This is a genomic window from Streptomyces beijiangensis (assembly GCF_017315755.1).
Taxonomy (GTDB): Bacteria; Actinomycetota; Actinomycetes; order Streptomycetales; family Streptomycetaceae; genus Streptomyces; species Streptomyces beijiangensis.
The window spans coordinates 1-15,537 of record NZ_JAFLRJ010000103.1 but is presented as its reverse complement, the minus strand read 5'-3'; the positions used below and the strand labels follow the sequence as shown (position 1 = coordinate 15,537).

Sequence of the window (15,537 nt, the reverse complement as noted above, 5' to 3'; positions counted from 1 at the left end):
GGAGATCATCATGACTGGCGCACCCATTCTCGTCACCGGCGGTACGGGCACCCTCGGCCGGCTCGTCGTTCCGCTCCTGCGAGACGCCGGGCACACGGTCCGCGTCCTCAGCCGCAACGCCCGGGACGCGGAGACCGGTGTCACATACGTGGCCTGCGACCTGCTGAAGGGTGAAGACGCGGCGATCGAGGCCGCGTTGGACGGGGTCGGGACCGTACTGCACCTCGCGGGCGGGCCCAAGGGCGACGACGAAGCGACGCGGAATCTGGTGCGGGCCGCGCGGCGGACCGGCGTACAGCACCTCGTCTACATCTCGGTCATCGGGGCGGACAAGCTCCCGGTGGCGTGGCTGAAGTCGAAGCTGGACGCCGAGCAGGCGGTTGCGGAGTCGGGCATCCCCTGGACGACGCTGCGGGCCGCCCAGTTCAACGACCTGGTGCTGAGCGTGATGGAGAAGATGGCGAAGCTGCCGGTGATCCCGGTCCCCGGCGGGATGCGCTTCGAGCCGGTCGATGCGCGCGAAGTGGCCGCCAGGTTGGTCGAGTTGACGCTCGGGGAGCCGGCCGGGCTGGTGCCAGGACTGGCGGGCCCGAAGGTGTACGGAATGGCCGACCTGAGCCGCGGCTACCTCAAGGCGCGCGGCAAGCACCGCCTGATGATGCCGGTCAGGATGCCCGGAAAGGCGGGTCGGGCGTACCGCGCGGGCGAGAATCTGGCGCCCGCGGGGGCTGCCACTGGCCGGCGCACCTGGGAGGACTTCCTGGCCGAGCGAGTGGGCTAGCGCCGAAGCCCGGGATAGTCGGTGTACCCGTCCGCGCCGCCCGCGTACATCAGCCCGGGGTTGGCCAGCGCGTCGAAAAGCGGATGCGGGCGGCCGCCGCGAAGTCGGCCACGTGGGCGTCGGTGTGGATCGCGGTGATGTTGGCGTACGCCTGACCCCCGGCGTTCGGAGTCGTGGCCTCCGCGACGATCAGTCCGGCGGTGGCGCGAATGGGGCTCCCCTGCCCGAGCGAGGCCGAGAGCTTGGGGAAGGGCAGGGAAGCCGTACCTTTGCGGATCATCTTTTACGGACCGAATGGGTAACCTGGGGTGCATGACCTCCATGGCAGCCACCCAGCCCTCAAAAGATCTCTCCTATCTCCTCGACCACACCAGCCATGTCCTGCGCACCCGGATGTCGGCCGCCCTCGCCGAGATCGGGATGACCGCACGGATGCACTGCGTTCTGGTCCACGCCGTGGAGGAGGAGCGCACCCAGGCCCAGCTCGCCGAGATCGGCGACATGGACAAGACCACCATGGTGGTGACGGTGGACGCCCTGGAGAAGGCCGGCCTCGCCGAGCGCAGGCCCTCGTCGCAGGACCGGCGGGCCCGGATCATCGCGGTCACCGAGGAGGGTGCGCGGGTCGCCGTACAGAGCCAGAAGATCGTCGACGGCGTGCACAACGACGCGGTCGCCTCTCTCCCCGAGGCCGACCGGAAGGCGCTCCTGCACGCCCTGAATCTGCTGGTCGAAGGGCACTTGGCCACGCCCGCCGAGAGCCCGCGACCCGCCCGCCGCGCACGGCAGAGCAAGTAGAAGGAAGGCCCTGGCCCCCCGGCAAAAGATCCCAAGAAGTAGGCCCGAAAGAAATAGTCTGCAACAAAACCATCTGCTAATGTCTCACCTGTCACCCCATCGACAGGAGAGATCGCATGTCTGCCACAACTGCTCCCCCTTCCACCGGAGTTCTCCGCTCCCGCTGGCTGGCGCTCGGCGTCGTCGCGACCGGCCTGCTGATGGTCGTGCTCGACGGTTCGATCGTCACCGTGGCGATGCCCGCCATCCAGAGCGACCTCGGCTTCACCCCCGCCGCACTGAGCTGGGTCGTCAACGCGTATCTGATCGCCTTCGGCAGCCTCCTCCTGCTGGCAGGGCGGCTCGGCGACCTCATCGGCCGCAAGCGCATGTTCCTCGCGGGCACCGCGGTGTTCACCGCGGCCTCGCTCCTCGCGGCCGCCGCCACCTCCCCCGCGATGCTGATCGCCGCACGCTTCCTGCAGGGCATCGGATCCGCGATGGCCTCCGCCGTCAGCCTCGGCATCCTCGTGACGCTCTTCACCGAACCCAAGGACCGCGCCAAGGCGTTCGCCGTCTTCAGCTTCACCGGAGCGGCCGGGGCCTCCATCGGACAGGTGCTCGGCGGAGTGCTCACCGACGCCCTCAGCTGGCACTGGATCTTCTTCATCAACCTGCCGATCGGGATCGCCGCCCTGGCCCTCGCCGTCCCCGTCCTCCCCGCCGACCGCGGACTCGGCCTGCGGGCAGGCGCCGACGTCATCGGTGCGCTGCTGGTCACGGCCGGTCTGATGCTGGGGATCTACACCGTCGTCAAGGTCGGTGAGTACGGCTGGACTTCGGGGCACACCCTGGGCCTCGGCGCCCTCGCCCTGCTGCTGATCGCGGGCTTTGCCGTACGGCAGGCCACCGCGAAGACCCCGCTGATGCAGCTGAGGATTTTCCGCTCCCGCTCCGTCTCGGGCGCCAACCTGGTCCAGATCCTGATGGTCGCGGCCCTCTTCTCCTTCCAGATCCTGCTCGCCCTGTACCTCCAGAACGTGCGCGGCTACAGCGCATCCGAGACCGGCCTGGCCATGCTCCCTGCCGCGGTCGTCATCGGCGCGGTGTCTCTCGGCGTCGCCACTCCGCTCATCGCCCGCTTCGGCGAGCGCAAGGTGCTGCTGGCCGGGATCGTGCTGCTGATCGGGCTCCTTGCGATGCTCGCCCGTCTCCCCGTACACGCCAATTACGCGGTCGACCTGCTCCCGGCGATGCTGCTCGGATCCGGATTCGGGCTCGCACTGCCCGCACTGACCACGCTGGGGATGTCCGGGGCACGGGCGGACGACGCGGGCCTCGCCTCCGGTCTCTTCAACACCACGCAGCAGATCGGGATGGCGCTGGGCGTCGCGGTCCTCACCACACTGGCGGCCTCCCGCACCGAGCGGCTGCTCGGAGAGGGCCACAGCCGCGCCGAGGCCCTGACCGGGGGCTACCACCTGGCCTTCGGCGTCGGGGTGGGGCTGCTGCTCGCGGCGCTCGCGGTGGCGGCCACCGTACTGCGCACTCCGGAGCCCGCCCGTACGACCGAACACGCCATCGCCGCCTGACCACCCCAATTCCCTTGATCTGAAAGGCTGTTCCCATGTCGAAGAAGCCCGGTTCCGGTCCCGCACCCCGCGCCCTCACCGACGAAGAGCTCTCCACGCTGCTGCAAGGGCAGCAGTTCGGGACCCTCGCGTCCGTACGGAAGACGGGCCACCCCCATATGTCGACCGTCCTCTACCACTGGAGCCCCGAGGAGCGCGTCATCCGCGTCTCCACCACCGCCGACCGCCTCAAGGTCCGCCAGCTGCGCAACGATCCGCACGCCTCCCTGCACGTCCAGGGCCCCAACGTCTGGTCCTTCGCCGTCGCCGAGGGCGAGGCGGAGGTCTCCGAGGAGAGCACCGTGCCCGGGGACGCCGTGGGACGCGAACTCCTCGCCCTGACACCGGGGTTCGAGGACCCGGAGGAGGAGGCAGGCTTTCTGGAGCAGCTCGTGGACGACCGCCGGGTGGTCGTACGCCTCAGGGTCTCGCGCCTGTACGGAACCGCCCTGGACATCCCCGGCCTGGACTGACCCGGTGGCGCCGGGCTCAGAGGTCGCGGCGGTCCACGACGACCAGGGCGACGACCACCGCGACCACCGGCCAGAGCGCCAGCACCAGCCAGGCGCCGCCGGGCGTCGACGGGTACGGGAGCTGCGCCTTGAACGCCCCGTCGATGGCCGGGATCTTGTGCAGATAGCGCCAGGCGTCGTGCAGCATCGCGTGCTTGAAGACGGCCGACCAGTAGCGGTCCTCGGTGAAGAACAGCGGCACCAGGAGCAGCAGGGCGATCACCGAGCCCGTGGCGGTGGCGCTGTGCCGGATCAGGACTCCGAGGCTCATCCCGACCAGTGCGCACGCCGGGGCGAGCACCGCACTGGCCAGCATCCCGCGCATGATGCCCGGTTCGGTGACCGAGATGCCGACACCGCGGCCGGACAGGATCGCCTGGCTCACCCAGAACGAACCGGCGGTGACGAGGATCCCGAAGACCAGCATCAGGGCCGTCAGGACTGCCGCCTTGGCCGCCAGGAGGGAGCGGCGGGCCGGGACGGCGGCGAAGCTGGTGCGGACCATCCCGCTGCCGTACTCGCCGACGACCGCCACGGTGCCGATGGCCCCGGTGAACAGCATCATCACGAGTGCGGAGATGTCCGTGAAGGACGACTCGTACGACCAGGCGGGGACGAAGTTGTCCTTGATCTGTTGGCTGTAGTGCGGCCAGTTGGAATAGTCCGCGAACGCCGCGTTGGCGTTGATCGCGACGACGATCAGCGCACCGAGCCCGGTCGCCCAGCGCAGTGAGCGCAGCGACCACAGCTTGAGCCACTCGGAGGCGAGCAGATCGCGGAAGCGGGCGGCGGGCTCGGCGGCCTCGAAGTTCCGTACGTACGTGAGCGTGGTCATCGGCGGTCTCCGGCGAGGTATTCGACGCTGTCGGCGGTCAGTTCCATGAACGCGTCCTCCAGGGAGGCGGTCCGGGTGGCCAACTCCCTGAGCAGTACGCGGTGTTCGAAGGCGATCTCGCCGATGCGGTCGGAGGAGAGACCGGTCACGGTCAGCGTCTCCGGCTCGTCCCGCTCCACTGCGGCGCCCTCGGAGATCAGTACGGCCGCGAGCCCTGCGGGGTCGGGGGTGCGCACGGTGACGCTGAGGCGGGTGCCGCGGGCGGAGAAGGCGGCCAGGGGCTCGTCGGCGATCAGTTCGCCGCGGCCGATGACGACGAGGTGGTCGGCGGTGTTCTCCATCTCGGACATGAGGTGGGAGGAGACGAAGACCGTCCGGCCCTCGGCGGCCAGCCGGCGGAAGAGACGCCGTACCCACATCACCCCTTCCGGATCAAGGCCGTTGAGGGGTTCGTCGAAGAGGAGTACGGGGGGATCGCCGAGCAGCGCGGTGGCGATGCCCAGCCGCTGCTTCATCCCGAGCGAGTACCCGCCGATCCGGCGCCGCGCCACCTCGGTCAGCCCGACCTCCTCCAGGACGTCGGCCACCCGGGAGACCGGGAGCCGGTTGGAGCGGGCGAGGAGGGTGAGATGGGCGCGGGCGCTGCGCCCGCCGTGCACATCGGCCGCGTCGAGGAGCCCGCCGACGTGCCGCAGTCCGCGCGGCCGGTCCCTGAAGGACCGGCCGTCGACGGTGACGGTGCCGCTGGTGGGATCGTTCAGGCCGAGGATCATCCGCAGGGTGGTGGACTTGCCCGCGCCGTTGGGGCCGAGGAACCCGGTCACATGACCGGGGCGCACGGTGAAGGTCAGACCGTTGACCGCGGCGGTCGACCCGTATCGCTTCGTCAGTTCGTTGGCTTCAATCACCTGCCCCACGGTGCCGTCGGGCGGGTCCGCCGGACATCGGCCCAGTGGCGGCAATCACGGCAGACGGTGCAGCCCGTGGGTGTACACCCCTGGTCCGATGCCCGTTGTCGTACCCCGCGGATACGCTCGATGGCATGTCCGCACGACCGACCGGCCCTCCGCCTCTGCACCGGCGCGTCCCGCTGGGCGCCTGGGCCGTACTGGCCTGGTGCGCGGGGCTCGCCTTCACCTTCCTCGTACGGGTGCGACTGCCCGGCGAGAACGAGGCGGCCGAACGCGTCTCGGCGCAGTTCTTCCGCTGGGACGGGCTGCTGGTGACGGCGGCGGGCACTGCCATGGCGCTGGCGGGCGGCCTCCTGCTGCGCCGACGGCCGCTCACCGCGCTCGCTCTGCTGATCGCCGCCGCCGTCACCGCGACGACTTCCCTGGGTGCGGGCGAGATACAGCTGCCGCAGTTCCTCGCGGTGGCGGTGTCCCTGTACTTCGTCGCGTCCTCGCTCCCGCGCCGCGTCTCGGCCGCCGCGGGCGCCCTGGCCGTCTGCGCGCCGGTCGGCTACGCGATCGTGCGGCTGAGCATGGGCTGGGGCATCGGCACCTCGACGCTCATCGCCGTGGTCCTCGCCGCGCTGGTCGCCTGGCTGGTCGGCGACTCCACCCGGCAGGCCCGCGGGCACGCCGTGGAGCTGTCCGCGCAGGCGGCAGCGCAGGCGGTCACCGTCGAACGGCTGCGCATCGCCCGCGAGATGCACGACATGGTGGCGCACAGCATCGGCATCATCGCCCTGCAGGCGGGTGCCGCGGCCCGGGTCATCGAGACCCAGCCGGCGCGGGCGCGCGAAGCGCTCACCGAGGTGGAGACCGCGGGCCGCGAGACGCTGTCGGGGCTGCGCCGGATGCTGGGCGCGCTGCGGCAGGCGGAGCCGGGGGCCGCGCTCCACCCGGCGCCCGGCCTGGCGGATGTCGAGAGACTCGCGGCCGCGACCACGGCGGCCGGTGTACGGGTCGACGTCCGGTGGGAGGGCGAACGGCGCCAACTGCCGCCGGAGATCGACCTGTCCGCGTACCGCATCATCCAGGAGTCGGTCACCAACGTCGTACGGCACTCGGGCACGAGCTCCTGCCGGGTGACCGTCGGCAGCCGCCCCGACAGTCTGTCGGTGGAGATAGTCGACGGCGGGCGGGGGCGCAGCTCTGCGCAGGACACCGGCTTCGGACTGATCGGCATGCGGGAGCGGGTCTCGCTCCTGCACGGCGAGTTCTCCGCCGCGCCGCGCCCCGGCGGCGGCTTCCGGGTGGCGGCGAACCTTCCGCTCCCCGCTTCCGTGGGCGCCCGGTGACGCGCGTACTGCTGGCGGACGACCAGCCACTGATCCGCGCCGCTCTCCAGATGGTCATCACGGACGCACCTGACCTGGAGGTGGCGGGGGAAGCCGGTACGGGCGCCGAGGCGGTCGCGCTGACCGCCGAACTGCGCCCGGACGTGGTGGTGATGGACATCCGGATGCCCGGCATGGACGGCATCGAGGCAACGGGCCTGATCACGGCGGCCGGGAGCGCGGCGCGCGTCCTGATCCTGACGACCTTCGACGACGACGAGTACATCTACGGCGCCCTGCGCGCCGGGGCCAGCGGCTTCCTCGTCAAGGACATGGCGCTGGAGGAGATCCTCGGCGCGATCCGGGTGGTGGCCGCGGGCGACGCCCTGATCGCGCCGAGCGTCACGCGCCGCCTGATAGCGGAGTTCGCGGGCCGCCCCGCCCCGGCCCCGGTTCCGGACCGCCGGGTCCTGGAGGGCGTCACGGGCCGGGAGGGCGAGGTGCTGACGCTGGTGGGGCGGGGGTTGTCGAATCCGGAGATCGCGGCCGAGATGTTCATCAGCGTGGCGACGGTCAAGACGTACGTGACCAGACTGCTGGCCAAGCTGGACGCACGGGACCGGGTCCAACTGGTGATCCTGGCGTACGACTTGGGTCTGGTCGCACGGGCGGGGTGAAGGTGATGCCGCCTGTCGGACGGCATCACCTCTCACCCCTCGTTCACTCCGTCCGCAGCGCGTTCCCCGTCCGCGTCCTGGCCGCCCAGACCGCCGGGAGCAGCGCACCCGCCCCCGCGATGACCAGGCCGCCGAGTGCGAGCAGGGCGATCTGGGGTGCGTGGTAGACGTCGATGTCGGCGGCGGGGATGTTCGTGCCGACACCGTGGCCCATCAGCGGTGTGATCCAGCCGTGCACCGCGATGCCGATCGGGACCCCGATCAGTCCCGCGACCAGTCCGGTCGAGGCGACCGAGGTGAGGACCATCGCGACGGTCTGCCGCGGAGACATGCCGAGCGCCTTGAACACCCCCAGATCGTGGATGCGTTCACGGGTGTCGAGCACCACCGTGTTGAGCACGCCGAGCACCGCGACGGCGACCAGGAGCAGCGTGAGGGTCGCGATCAGCGCCTCCATGATCATGATCACGCTGGACGAGGAGTCGAACACCACGGCGGTGCTCACCGCCTCCGCCCCTCCCCCGCCCAGCGCCGAGTTGAGCGAGGAGAGGTAGGTCTTCAGGTCGGTGCCCGGCATGAGAGCGATGTTGTACTGGCCCGCCTTCAGGCCGGGGTCCAGGGTGGTGAGCGATGCGGCTTCGGTCCGTACCGTCATGCCGTCGTCCGTCAGATCGAACGTCTCGCCGACGATACGGAGCCGGACACTGCGCCCGTGGTCGGAGAGCGTGACGCTGTCGCCGATCCGCACCCCGGCCGCGTGCAGGAAGCGGGTGGGGGCGACCGCCTCGCCGGGGGCGGAGAACCAGCGCCCCGCGTTCATCCGGTACGCACCCCAGGAGGAGTCCCCCTGGTAGGCGGTCACCGGCACGGCGCTGGTGATCCCCGCGACGTGCACCTCGGTCCCTGTCGCGCCGAAGTACGCCTTGGTGCCCCGCTGCTTGCTGATCGCGGCGGAGGCCGCTGCCGGGTCGGAGAGCACGGGGGCGCCTTCCCCCATCGGGCCCTGGGCCTGCGGACCCCGGCCGGGGAGCACCACGACCGACCCGACCCCTTCCCTGTCGCGGTCCTTCTGGATGGCGGTGAGCGAGAAGTTCAGGCCGACCGCGAAGGTGACCGCGACCGCGCCGAAGACGACCGCGACCGCCACCGTCGCGGTACGGGAAGGACGCGCGAAGGGGTGGGCGAGGCCCAGGCTCAGCGCGCGCGGCAGCGGCAGGCGGCCCACCAGGTTCTGGATCCGGCGGCCGCGTCCGGCGCGCGGGGTGCGCCCGACGGTGATCACCTGGACGGTACGCAGCCGGCCGGCCCGCAGGGCGGGCACCAGCGCGGTCGCGGTGACCAGGGCGAGGGCCCCCGCGGGCACCGCGAAGTCGACCCAGAGGGGGATCAGCAGGGTGCCCGTCCGGTACGCGCCCGCGACCTCGCCCATCAACGGCACGGAGAGCAGATTCCCGCAGACGACACCGAGACCGGCGCCCGCCAGGGCGGGGATCAGCGCCTGGCCGACGTACGCCCGCACCACTTGGAGCGGTGTGAACCCGAGGGCCTTGAGGATGCCGATGCGCCGCGTCCCCGCGACCACGGCGCCGCTCACCACCAGCGAGATGATCAGCACGGACAGCAGCAGCCCGATCACGGCGAAGGCCACGACGAAGGGCACGAAGGCCCCGGTGTTGCTGTCCGCCTGCTCCTTGACCGAGAGGTACGACTGCGAGCCGGTCAGCGCGCCGGACGGCACCGCGGCGGCGATCACGGCACGGTCCGCGGCGACCTGGGAGCTGGTCGCGGCGGAGTCGAAGCGGTAGAGCATCTGGTACGAGGGCGGGGCGGACCGCGGGGTGAGCGCGGCGAGTTGGGCCGGGGAGACCCAGCCGTCGGCGCTGTGCCCCACCGAGCGGGCGATGCCCACGAGGGTCAGCGTCGGGGCGCCCGGCATCCCGGTGACCTTGACCGTCGCGCCCGCCTCGATGTCCGGGGGTACGAGGTCCGCGCTCAGCACGATCTGGCCGGGCGAGGTGGCCCACTTGCCGCTGTCCAGGCCGACCTTGTCGACCGCGCCCTTGGCGCTCGCCCGGCCCGCGACCGTCGCCTGCGGCAGGCTGATGCTGATGTCGGCGGGCCCGCCGGTCCTCGGATCCTTGGTCAGCCTGAGGGTCAGGTTGAGCGGGGCGACGGCGTACGGTCCGGCCGTCGCGCTCACGCCCTTCGCCCGCGCGGTCGCCGCGAGCTGTGCCTGCGTCGCCTTCGAACCGTCGAACTGGGCGGTGAGGTGGGCCCCTTGCTGACGTGCGAAGGCATGGTCGAAGGGGGCCTGGGAGGCGACGAGCAGCCCCGCGCCGAGGATCGAGAAGGCGACCGCGATGAGGGTGGTCAGCACCAGCACCGTGGTCTGGACGCGCCGCCTCCCGACGCCCGACCTGACCACCCTGCCCAGGGCGCTCATCGGGCCACCGCCCGCACGTGGTCGCGGACGAGCCGGCCGTCGACCAGTTCGATGGTGCGGGTCGCGCAGGCCTCGGAGAGTGCCAGGTCGTGGGTGACCAGGACGATCGTCTGGCCGTCCGCGTTGAGGTCGGTGAGCAGTTGGCGTACGTCGTCGCCTGATGCGGTGTCCAGGGCGCCGGTCGGCTCGTCGGCGAGGAGCAGCGAGGGCCGGTTCATCAGGGCGCGGGCGACGGCGACGCGCTGGCGCTCGCCGCCGGAGAGCCGCCCGGGATAGGCGCGGGCGTGCCGGTCGATGCCGAGATACGCCAGAAGTTCCTGTGCCCGTGCACGGGCCTCGGTCCGCCCCATGCCCGCCAGTTGGGCGGGGAGCAGCACATTGTCGGTGACGGTCAGGTCGTCGAGGAGGTTGAAGAACTGGAAGACCATCCCGATGCGCTCGCGCCGGTACTTCGCCGAAGCGGCCTCCCCCAGCCGGTCGACGCGCACCCCGCCGACGGTGACACTCCCCCCGCTCGGCCGGTCGAGTCCGGCGATCAGATTGAGCAGGGTCGACTTGCCGCTGCCGGAAGGACCGAGGACGGCAAGGGCTTCGCCGGGACGGACGGTGAGGTCGAGCGCGTCCAGGGCGGGCGGCCCGCTGTCGTACTTCTTGCTCGCCTCGCGGATCTCGATCAGTACTTCGGCCATGACGGGCCCTCCGGCTCCGGGCACGGCGGCCCGAGGAGGCTGCCGTACAAGGGATGTGAGGCTCAGACGCTAGGCCCGGGCCGCTTTCCGGCGCGTCGGCCGCACTGCCCACCTTCCGTACACCGCTCGGGCGACAGGTCCGCCCGTCATCCCTGCGATGTACGCGGACGGTGTACGGCCGTGCCCGCCACGGAGGATGTGGACGGTGCCCGGGCCCCGGCACACTGGGCCGATGAAAGGGATCGACCTCGCACGCCGCCGGTCCGCCGGAGCACTCGCCCTGCTCCGCGCCTTCAGGGCGCTGACGCAGACCACGGGTCCTCTGCGCCCCCCGTCCCTGCTCTCGTCCCGCTGGGCCTGGGCCGCCGACGGGATCCTCGCCCTGGTGCTTGCCTCCTGCGCTGCGGCGAGTCTCACCCTGAGCGACTCGGGGCAGGACAGCCACGTCGTCGTCCCGCCGGGCATCCGGATGGACCCGGACTCCCCGCCCGCCCCGCCGGCCCCTCCGGAACCCGGACCGACGGGCCTGGCCGCGAACGGCTACGACGGGTACCACCTGTGGCAGTTGGCGGCCGTGGTCCTGACCGCACTGCCCCTGCTCGCCCGCCGCCGCTACCCCCTGGCGGCCTTCTGGACCGTGATCGGCGCGACGCTCGTGGTCCGCTCCGGTACGGGCAACGACAGCACGATGCTGCTCGCCATCACCTCCTGCCTCATCGCGGGCTACAGCGCCGTGATGTACAGCCCGTACCGGCAGGCCGCCGTGGTGAGTCTGGTGACGGGAATCATGCTGCTCGCGGTCTTCCGCAACGGGGAGGCGCCGGACATCGCCGCCGGATACCTGCCGGTGTTCGTCCTGCTCGCGGCCGGACTCGCCGCCAATGCGATGCACACCTGGCGGCAGCGGACCCGGACGCTGGAGGAGGAGCACGCGGTCGCGACCCGGCTCGCGGTGGAGCACGAACGCGCCCGTATCGCCCGGGAGTTGCACGATGTCGTCACCCACAACGTGAGCGTCATGATCATCCAGGCGGGGGCGGCCCGCAAGGTGATGGACGCCGCGCCCGAGCAGGCGAAGGAGGCGCTGCTCGCCGTCGAGAAGGGCGGGCGCACCGCGATGTCCGAACTGCGCGATGTGATGGGCCTGTTGACGATGAACGACGAGTCCCTGGACGCGCCGCTCACCGCGGACCTGTCCCCGCAGCCCGGCCTCGGCCGACTAGCGGCGCTGGCCGACGGGGTGCGCGACACGGGCGTACCGGTCGAACTGACGGTGACCGGCGCGCCCGTACCGCTGCCGGCCGGGGTGGACCTGGCCGCGTACCGCGTGGTGCAGGAGGCGCTGACCAACGCGGTGAAGCACGCGTCGGGCGCCCGGATCCGTATCGCCGTCGCCCATGCCCCGGGAACCCTGCGGATCGAGGTGTCCGACACCGGCGGTACGCCCACAGCGGCTGCCCGCGCGGGCAACGGCCGCGGACTGATCGGCCTGCGCGAGCGCCTCGCGGTCTACGGTGGCACCCTCCGGGCGGGCAGCCGCCCGACGGGCGGGTACCGGGTACACGCCGACATACCGCTGGAGGGCCCGTGACCATGTCCGACGTACCGCAGCCGCCGCCCCGCGTGGTCATCGCCGACGACCAGTCGCTGGTGCGCACGGGCTTCCGGATGATCCTGGCCGCGGACGGCATCGACGTCGTGGGCGAGGCCGCCGACGGCCTCCAGGCGGTCGATGCGGTGCGCCGCACCCGTCCCGACGTCGTCCTGATGGACATCCGGATGCCGGAGCTCGACGGCCTGGAGGCCACCCGCCGCATCCTCACCGGCGGTCCCGGTGAGCCGCGCGTGATCATGCTGACCACGTTCGACCTCGACAAGTACGTCTACGCGGCGCTCACCGCGGGCGCCAGCGGCTTCCTCCTCAAGGACGTCACCCCCGAGCATCTGACGGGCGCGGTACGTCTCGTACGCACCGGGGACGCCCTCCTGTCCCCTGCCATCACCCACCGCCTGGTCGAGCGCTTCGCCTCCCGCGACGGCCGGAACGCGGCCCTGCACCGCGAACTCTCCCTGCTCACACCCCGCGAGCTCGAAGTCCTCAAGCTGCTGGCCACGGGCCTCAGCAACGCCGAACTCGCCGTGCGCTTCCACCTCAGCGAGACGACGGTGAAGACCCATGTCGCCCGCATCCTCGCCAAGCTCAGCCTCCGCGACCGCACCCAGGCGGTGATCGTCGCGTACGAGACCGGCTTGATCACTCCGGGCGGCGGCGGTGCGGAACCGACTGATCAGTAAGTCCTTGACTTTCAGCACACGCTCCCTCCTACGGTCCTCCCATGACCACCGCAGAGAACACCGCCACCACTGGCCCCGCCGGCCCCGCTGTTCCAGCTGTTCCAGCTGTTTCCACCCACCTCGCCGAGACCCGCCAGGAGCGCTTCGACCGGGGCATGGCCGTCCTGACCGAGGTGAACGGTGACGGCGGACAGCGCGTCGTCGACTCGCTCGCCGGAATCTCGCCCGAACTGGGCCACCAGATCGCCGCCTGGGCCTTTGGCGACATCTACTCCCGACCGGTACTCCGCCCGCGCGACAGGGAGTTGCTGACACTCGGCATGCTGACGGCGCTCGGCGGCTGCGAAGGCCAGCTGGAGGTGCACGTCCACGCCGCCCTCAACGTCGGGCTCACCCCCGAGGAGATCGTCGAGGCCCTGCTGCAATCCGCCGTCTACTGCGGCATACCCAAGGCGATCAACGGAACCTCCGTCGCGAAGAAGGTCTTCGCCGAACTGGGCCTGCTGCCCGTCAAGGCGGGTGAGCCCGCGGCTTGACCCTGACGTGCGGGTCAGGGGTTAGCGTCACCGCGCCCCGACACCGCACCAGGAGGCCGCACATGACCACAGCCCTGCCCCTGACCGGCCGCGAGATCCGGCTCCGCACCGCCCCTGACGGCCTGCCGCGACCGGAACACTTCACGGTCTCCGCAACACCGCTCCCGTCCCGGCCCGGACCTGGCCACGTCCTCGTACGCAACCAGCACTTCCTGGTCTTCCCCGGCCTGCGGACGCTGATCGGCGGCGAGGCGGCAGGCGTACCGCTGCCACCCCTGCGTCCTGGGGACGCCCTGTTCGGTCCCGCGGTCGGCGAGGTGGTGGCCGCCGGGGACGGCAGCGCGCTGCGGCCGGGCGACGCGGTCCTGCATCTGCTCGGCTGGCGCGAGTACGCCGTGGTGGCGGCGGCCGACTGCACCCCGCTGGGCGAGCGGCTCCCCGCACCGGTCGACCACCTCTCCCAGGGCTCGTCCGCGTACGGCGCCCTGACCCGCCTGGCCGAACTCGCGCCGGGCGAGACCGTGTTCATCACCGGGGCCGCCGGAGCGGTGGGCAGCCTGGCCGGACAGATCGCCCGGCTCCTCGGCGCCGGCCGGGTGATCGGCTCCACAGGATCGCCCGCCAAGGCCGAACGGCTGCGGACCGAGCTGGGTTACGACGCGGTGGTCCTGCGCGGGGCGCCGGCCTCCGTCGCCGAGCAGCTCGCGGACGCGGCACCCGAAGGCATCGACGTCACCCTGGACCTGGTGGGCGGCGAGCAACTGACCGCCGCGGTCGGGGCATCCCGGCCGGGGGCGCGCATCGCGCTGGTCGGAGCGCTCTCCGGCCAGTTCTCGCCGGACGGGGACGGCGGCAGCGCCCCGGCATCGGTCGATACGTTCCGGCTGGTCAACCAGGGGATCACCCTGCGCGGCTACCGGGGCGCGGACCACCCCGACGCGGCGGATGAGTGGAAGGACCGCTTCGGGGCGTGGCTGCGCGCGGGCGCGATCCGCTTCCCGTACACCCGGATCGCGGGCATGGATCGCGCGCCCGAGGCGTTGCAGGGGTTGTTCGATGGCCGCCACTTCGGCGCGGTGGTGGTGGAGTTGTAGCGACGGCACCAGGGGGCGGCATGCGGATCGGCGACGCGGCGGCAGCGGCGGGCACCACGCCACGGGCCCTGCGCTTCTACGAACAACGCGGCCTGCTGCCCCCGCCCCGCCGTACCCCGTCGGGCCAGCGCGACTACGGAGAGCCCGAGTTGGCGAGACTCCGCACCATCCGCGACCTCCTCGCGCTCGGCTTCACCGTCCAGGACCTCCACGAGTGCGCCGACCGCCTGGACCGGCTCACCGCCGGTGACGCACCCCGGTGTGCCGCCGGCGGCCTGGTGGACCGCCGCCTGACGGCCCTCGACAGCGAGATCGGCCGCCTCACGGAACTGCGCGAGAACCTGGCGCAGCGGGCGTACGGAGAGACCTGACCGCCCGCGCCCCCTACGCGCCCACTTCACCCCTACTGCGGCCCGCATTCCGCAAGTACCCTCCGGCGCATGGGAGTCGTGGCCGTCACGGCCGACCACCAGAGCGCGGCAACGGCACCGGAACCGGCCCCCTTCGCGGCCGCCCCGGTCGCCGCGGTCGCCGCCGTCCTCGCCGCCGTCCTCACCGCCCTCTCGCCCCGCTACGGATTCCACCGCGACGAGCTGTACTTCCTCGCCGCCGGCCACCACCCCGCCTGGGGCTACACCGACCAGCCCCCGCTCACCCCGCTGATCGCCCGCGCCGCCGCCACGCTCTTCGGCGAGAGTCCGGCCGGGATCCGTACCGCCGCGACGCTCTTCGCCGCCGCGTCCGTCGTCACCGTCGCCGCCATCGCCCGCGAACTCCGCGGCGGGCGCTCCGCCCAGATACTGGCCGCGCTGACCACCGCCACCTCCGGTTTCGTCGTCGGCATCGGCCACCTCCTCTCCACCGCCACCTTCGACCTGCTCGCCTGGCTGGTGATCACGCTCCTCGTCCTGCGCCTGCTCCGTACGGGCAACACCCGCTGGTGGCTCGCGATCGGTGCGGCGACGGGCCTGGCCCTGGAGAACAAGTACCTGGTCCTGCTCCTCCTCGCCGCCCTCCTCCCCTCCCTCGCGATCCTCGGCCCC

General features: G+C 71.9%; 16 protein-coding genes and 1 pseudogene. 12 read left to right on the top strand and 5 right to left on the bottom strand.

The window, feature by feature from the left end; all coding sequences use genetic code 11:
* Positions 1-10: 10 nt before the first annotated feature.
* Positions 11-781 (top strand): SDR family oxidoreductase, encoded by a 771-nt coding sequence (locus tag J0695_RS12075; protein WP_206961965.1) that lies wholly within the window; start codon positions 11-13, stop codon positions 779-781.
* A gap of 106 nt (positions 782-887) precedes the next feature.
* On the opposite strand, the pseudogene J0695_RS12070 reads toward J0695_RS12075, so the two are convergent.
* A pseudogene (locus tag J0695_RS12070) lies at positions 888-989 on the bottom strand (alkene reductase); the annotation flags it as partial.
* Positions 990-1,093: 104 nt separating this feature from the next.
* On the opposite strand from J0695_RS12070, the gene J0695_RS12065 reads away from it, so the two are divergent.
* The 3 genes from J0695_RS12065 to J0695_RS12055 all read left to right on the top strand — a co-directional run bounded on the left by J0695_RS12065 (position 1,094) and on the right by J0695_RS12055 (position 3,662).
* Positions 1,094-1,579: a MarR family winged helix-turn-helix transcriptional regulator gene (locus tag J0695_RS12065; RefSeq protein ID WP_206961963.1), complete on the top strand. Its 486-nt coding sequence runs from the start codon at positions 1,094-1,096 to the stop codon at positions 1,577-1,579.
* A 116-nt stretch (positions 1,580-1,695) separates the two neighbouring features.
* Positions 1,696-3,150, top strand: a complete 1,455-nt coding sequence (locus J0695_RS12060) for an MFS transporter (RefSeq protein WP_206961961.1) — start codon at positions 1,696-1,698, stop codon at positions 3,148-3,150.
* 35 nt (positions 3,151-3,185) lie between these two features.
* Positions 3,186-3,662, top strand: a complete 477-nt coding sequence (locus J0695_RS12055; RefSeq protein WP_206961959.1) for a pyridoxamine 5'-phosphate oxidase family protein — start codon at positions 3,186-3,188, stop codon at positions 3,660-3,662.
* A gap of 16 nt (positions 3,663-3,678) precedes the next feature.
* On the opposite strand, the gene J0695_RS12050 is transcribed toward J0695_RS12055, so the two are convergent.
* Positions 3,679-4,536: an ABC-2 transporter permease family protein gene (locus J0695_RS12050; protein ID WP_206961958.1), complete on the bottom strand. Its 858-nt coding sequence runs from the start codon at positions 4,534-4,536 to the stop codon at positions 3,679-3,681.
* A complete protein-coding gene (locus tag J0695_RS12045) occupies positions 4,533-5,444 on the bottom strand; it encodes an ABC transporter ATP-binding protein (protein ID WP_206961956.1) in 912 nt (303 codons plus the stop codon). The genes J0695_RS12050 and J0695_RS12045 overlap by 4 nt, the downstream gene beginning before the upstream one ends.
* Before the next feature lie 134 nt (positions 5,445-5,578).
* Here J0695_RS12045 and J0695_RS43825 point away from each other — a divergent pair, with 134 nt between their 5' ends.
* Positions 5,579-6,781, top strand: coding sequence for a sensor histidine kinase (locus J0695_RS43825; RefSeq protein WP_242552538.1), 1,203 nt, complete (start codon positions 5,579-5,581; stop codon positions 6,779-6,781).
* The gene (locus tag J0695_RS43820; RefSeq protein ID WP_307798573.1) at positions 6,778-7,437 is read left to right on the top strand and encodes a response regulator; all 660 of its coding nucleotides are present in this window, start codon (positions 6,778-6,780) and stop codon (positions 7,435-7,437) included. Before J0695_RS43825 ends, J0695_RS43820 begins: the two co-directional genes overlap by 4 nt.
* A 43-nt stretch (positions 7,438-7,480) precedes the next feature.
* On the opposite strand, the gene J0695_RS12035 is transcribed toward J0695_RS43820, so the two are convergent.
* A complete protein-coding gene (locus J0695_RS12035; protein WP_206961955.1) occupies positions 7,481-9,880 on the bottom strand; it encodes an ABC transporter permease in 2,400 nt (799 codons plus the stop codon).
* Complete coding sequence (locus tag J0695_RS12030) at positions 9,877-10,569, bottom strand: ABC transporter ATP-binding protein (protein WP_206961953.1); 693 nt, start codon at positions 10,567-10,569, stop codon at positions 9,877-9,879. Before J0695_RS12030 ends, J0695_RS12035 begins: the two co-directional genes overlap by 4 nt.
* A gap of 232 nt (positions 10,570-10,801) precedes the next feature.
* On the opposite strand from J0695_RS12030, the gene J0695_RS12025 reads away from it, so the two are divergent.
* The 6 genes from J0695_RS12025 to J0695_RS12000 form a co-directional block, all read left to right on the top strand.
* Positions 10,802-12,160 carry a sensor histidine kinase gene (locus tag J0695_RS12025; RefSeq protein WP_242552537.1) on the top strand — a complete coding sequence of 453 codons (1,359 nt, stop codon included), beginning with the start codon at positions 10,802-10,804 and terminating at the stop codon, positions 12,158-12,160.
* Positions 12,161-12,162: 2 nt separating this feature from the next.
* A complete protein-coding gene (locus J0695_RS12020) occupies positions 12,163-12,864 on the top strand; it encodes a response regulator (protein ID WP_206961949.1) in 702 nt (233 codons plus the stop codon).
* Between the two features lie 155 nt (positions 12,865-13,019).
* Positions 13,020-13,400 carry a carboxymuconolactone decarboxylase family protein gene (locus J0695_RS12015; RefSeq protein WP_242552540.1) on the top strand — a complete coding sequence of 127 codons (381 nt, stop codon included), beginning with the start codon at positions 13,020-13,022 and terminating at the stop codon, positions 13,398-13,400.
* 62 nt (positions 13,401-13,462) lie between these two features.
* The gene (locus tag J0695_RS12010; protein WP_206961947.1) at positions 13,463-14,494 is read left to right on the top strand and encodes an MDR family NADP-dependent oxidoreductase; all 1,032 of its coding nucleotides are present in this window, start codon (positions 13,463-13,465) and stop codon (positions 14,492-14,494) included.
* A gap of 20 nt (positions 14,495-14,514) precedes the next feature.
* Positions 14,515-14,865 (top strand): MerR family transcriptional regulator, encoded by a 351-nt coding sequence (locus J0695_RS12005; protein WP_206961946.1) that lies wholly within the window; start codon positions 14,515-14,517, stop codon positions 14,863-14,865.
* A 69-nt stretch (positions 14,866-14,934) separates the two neighbouring features.
* On the top strand, positions 14,935-15,537 hold a 603-nt coding region (locus J0695_RS12000; RefSeq protein ID WP_206961944.1), incomplete at its 3' end, for a glycosyltransferase family 39 protein.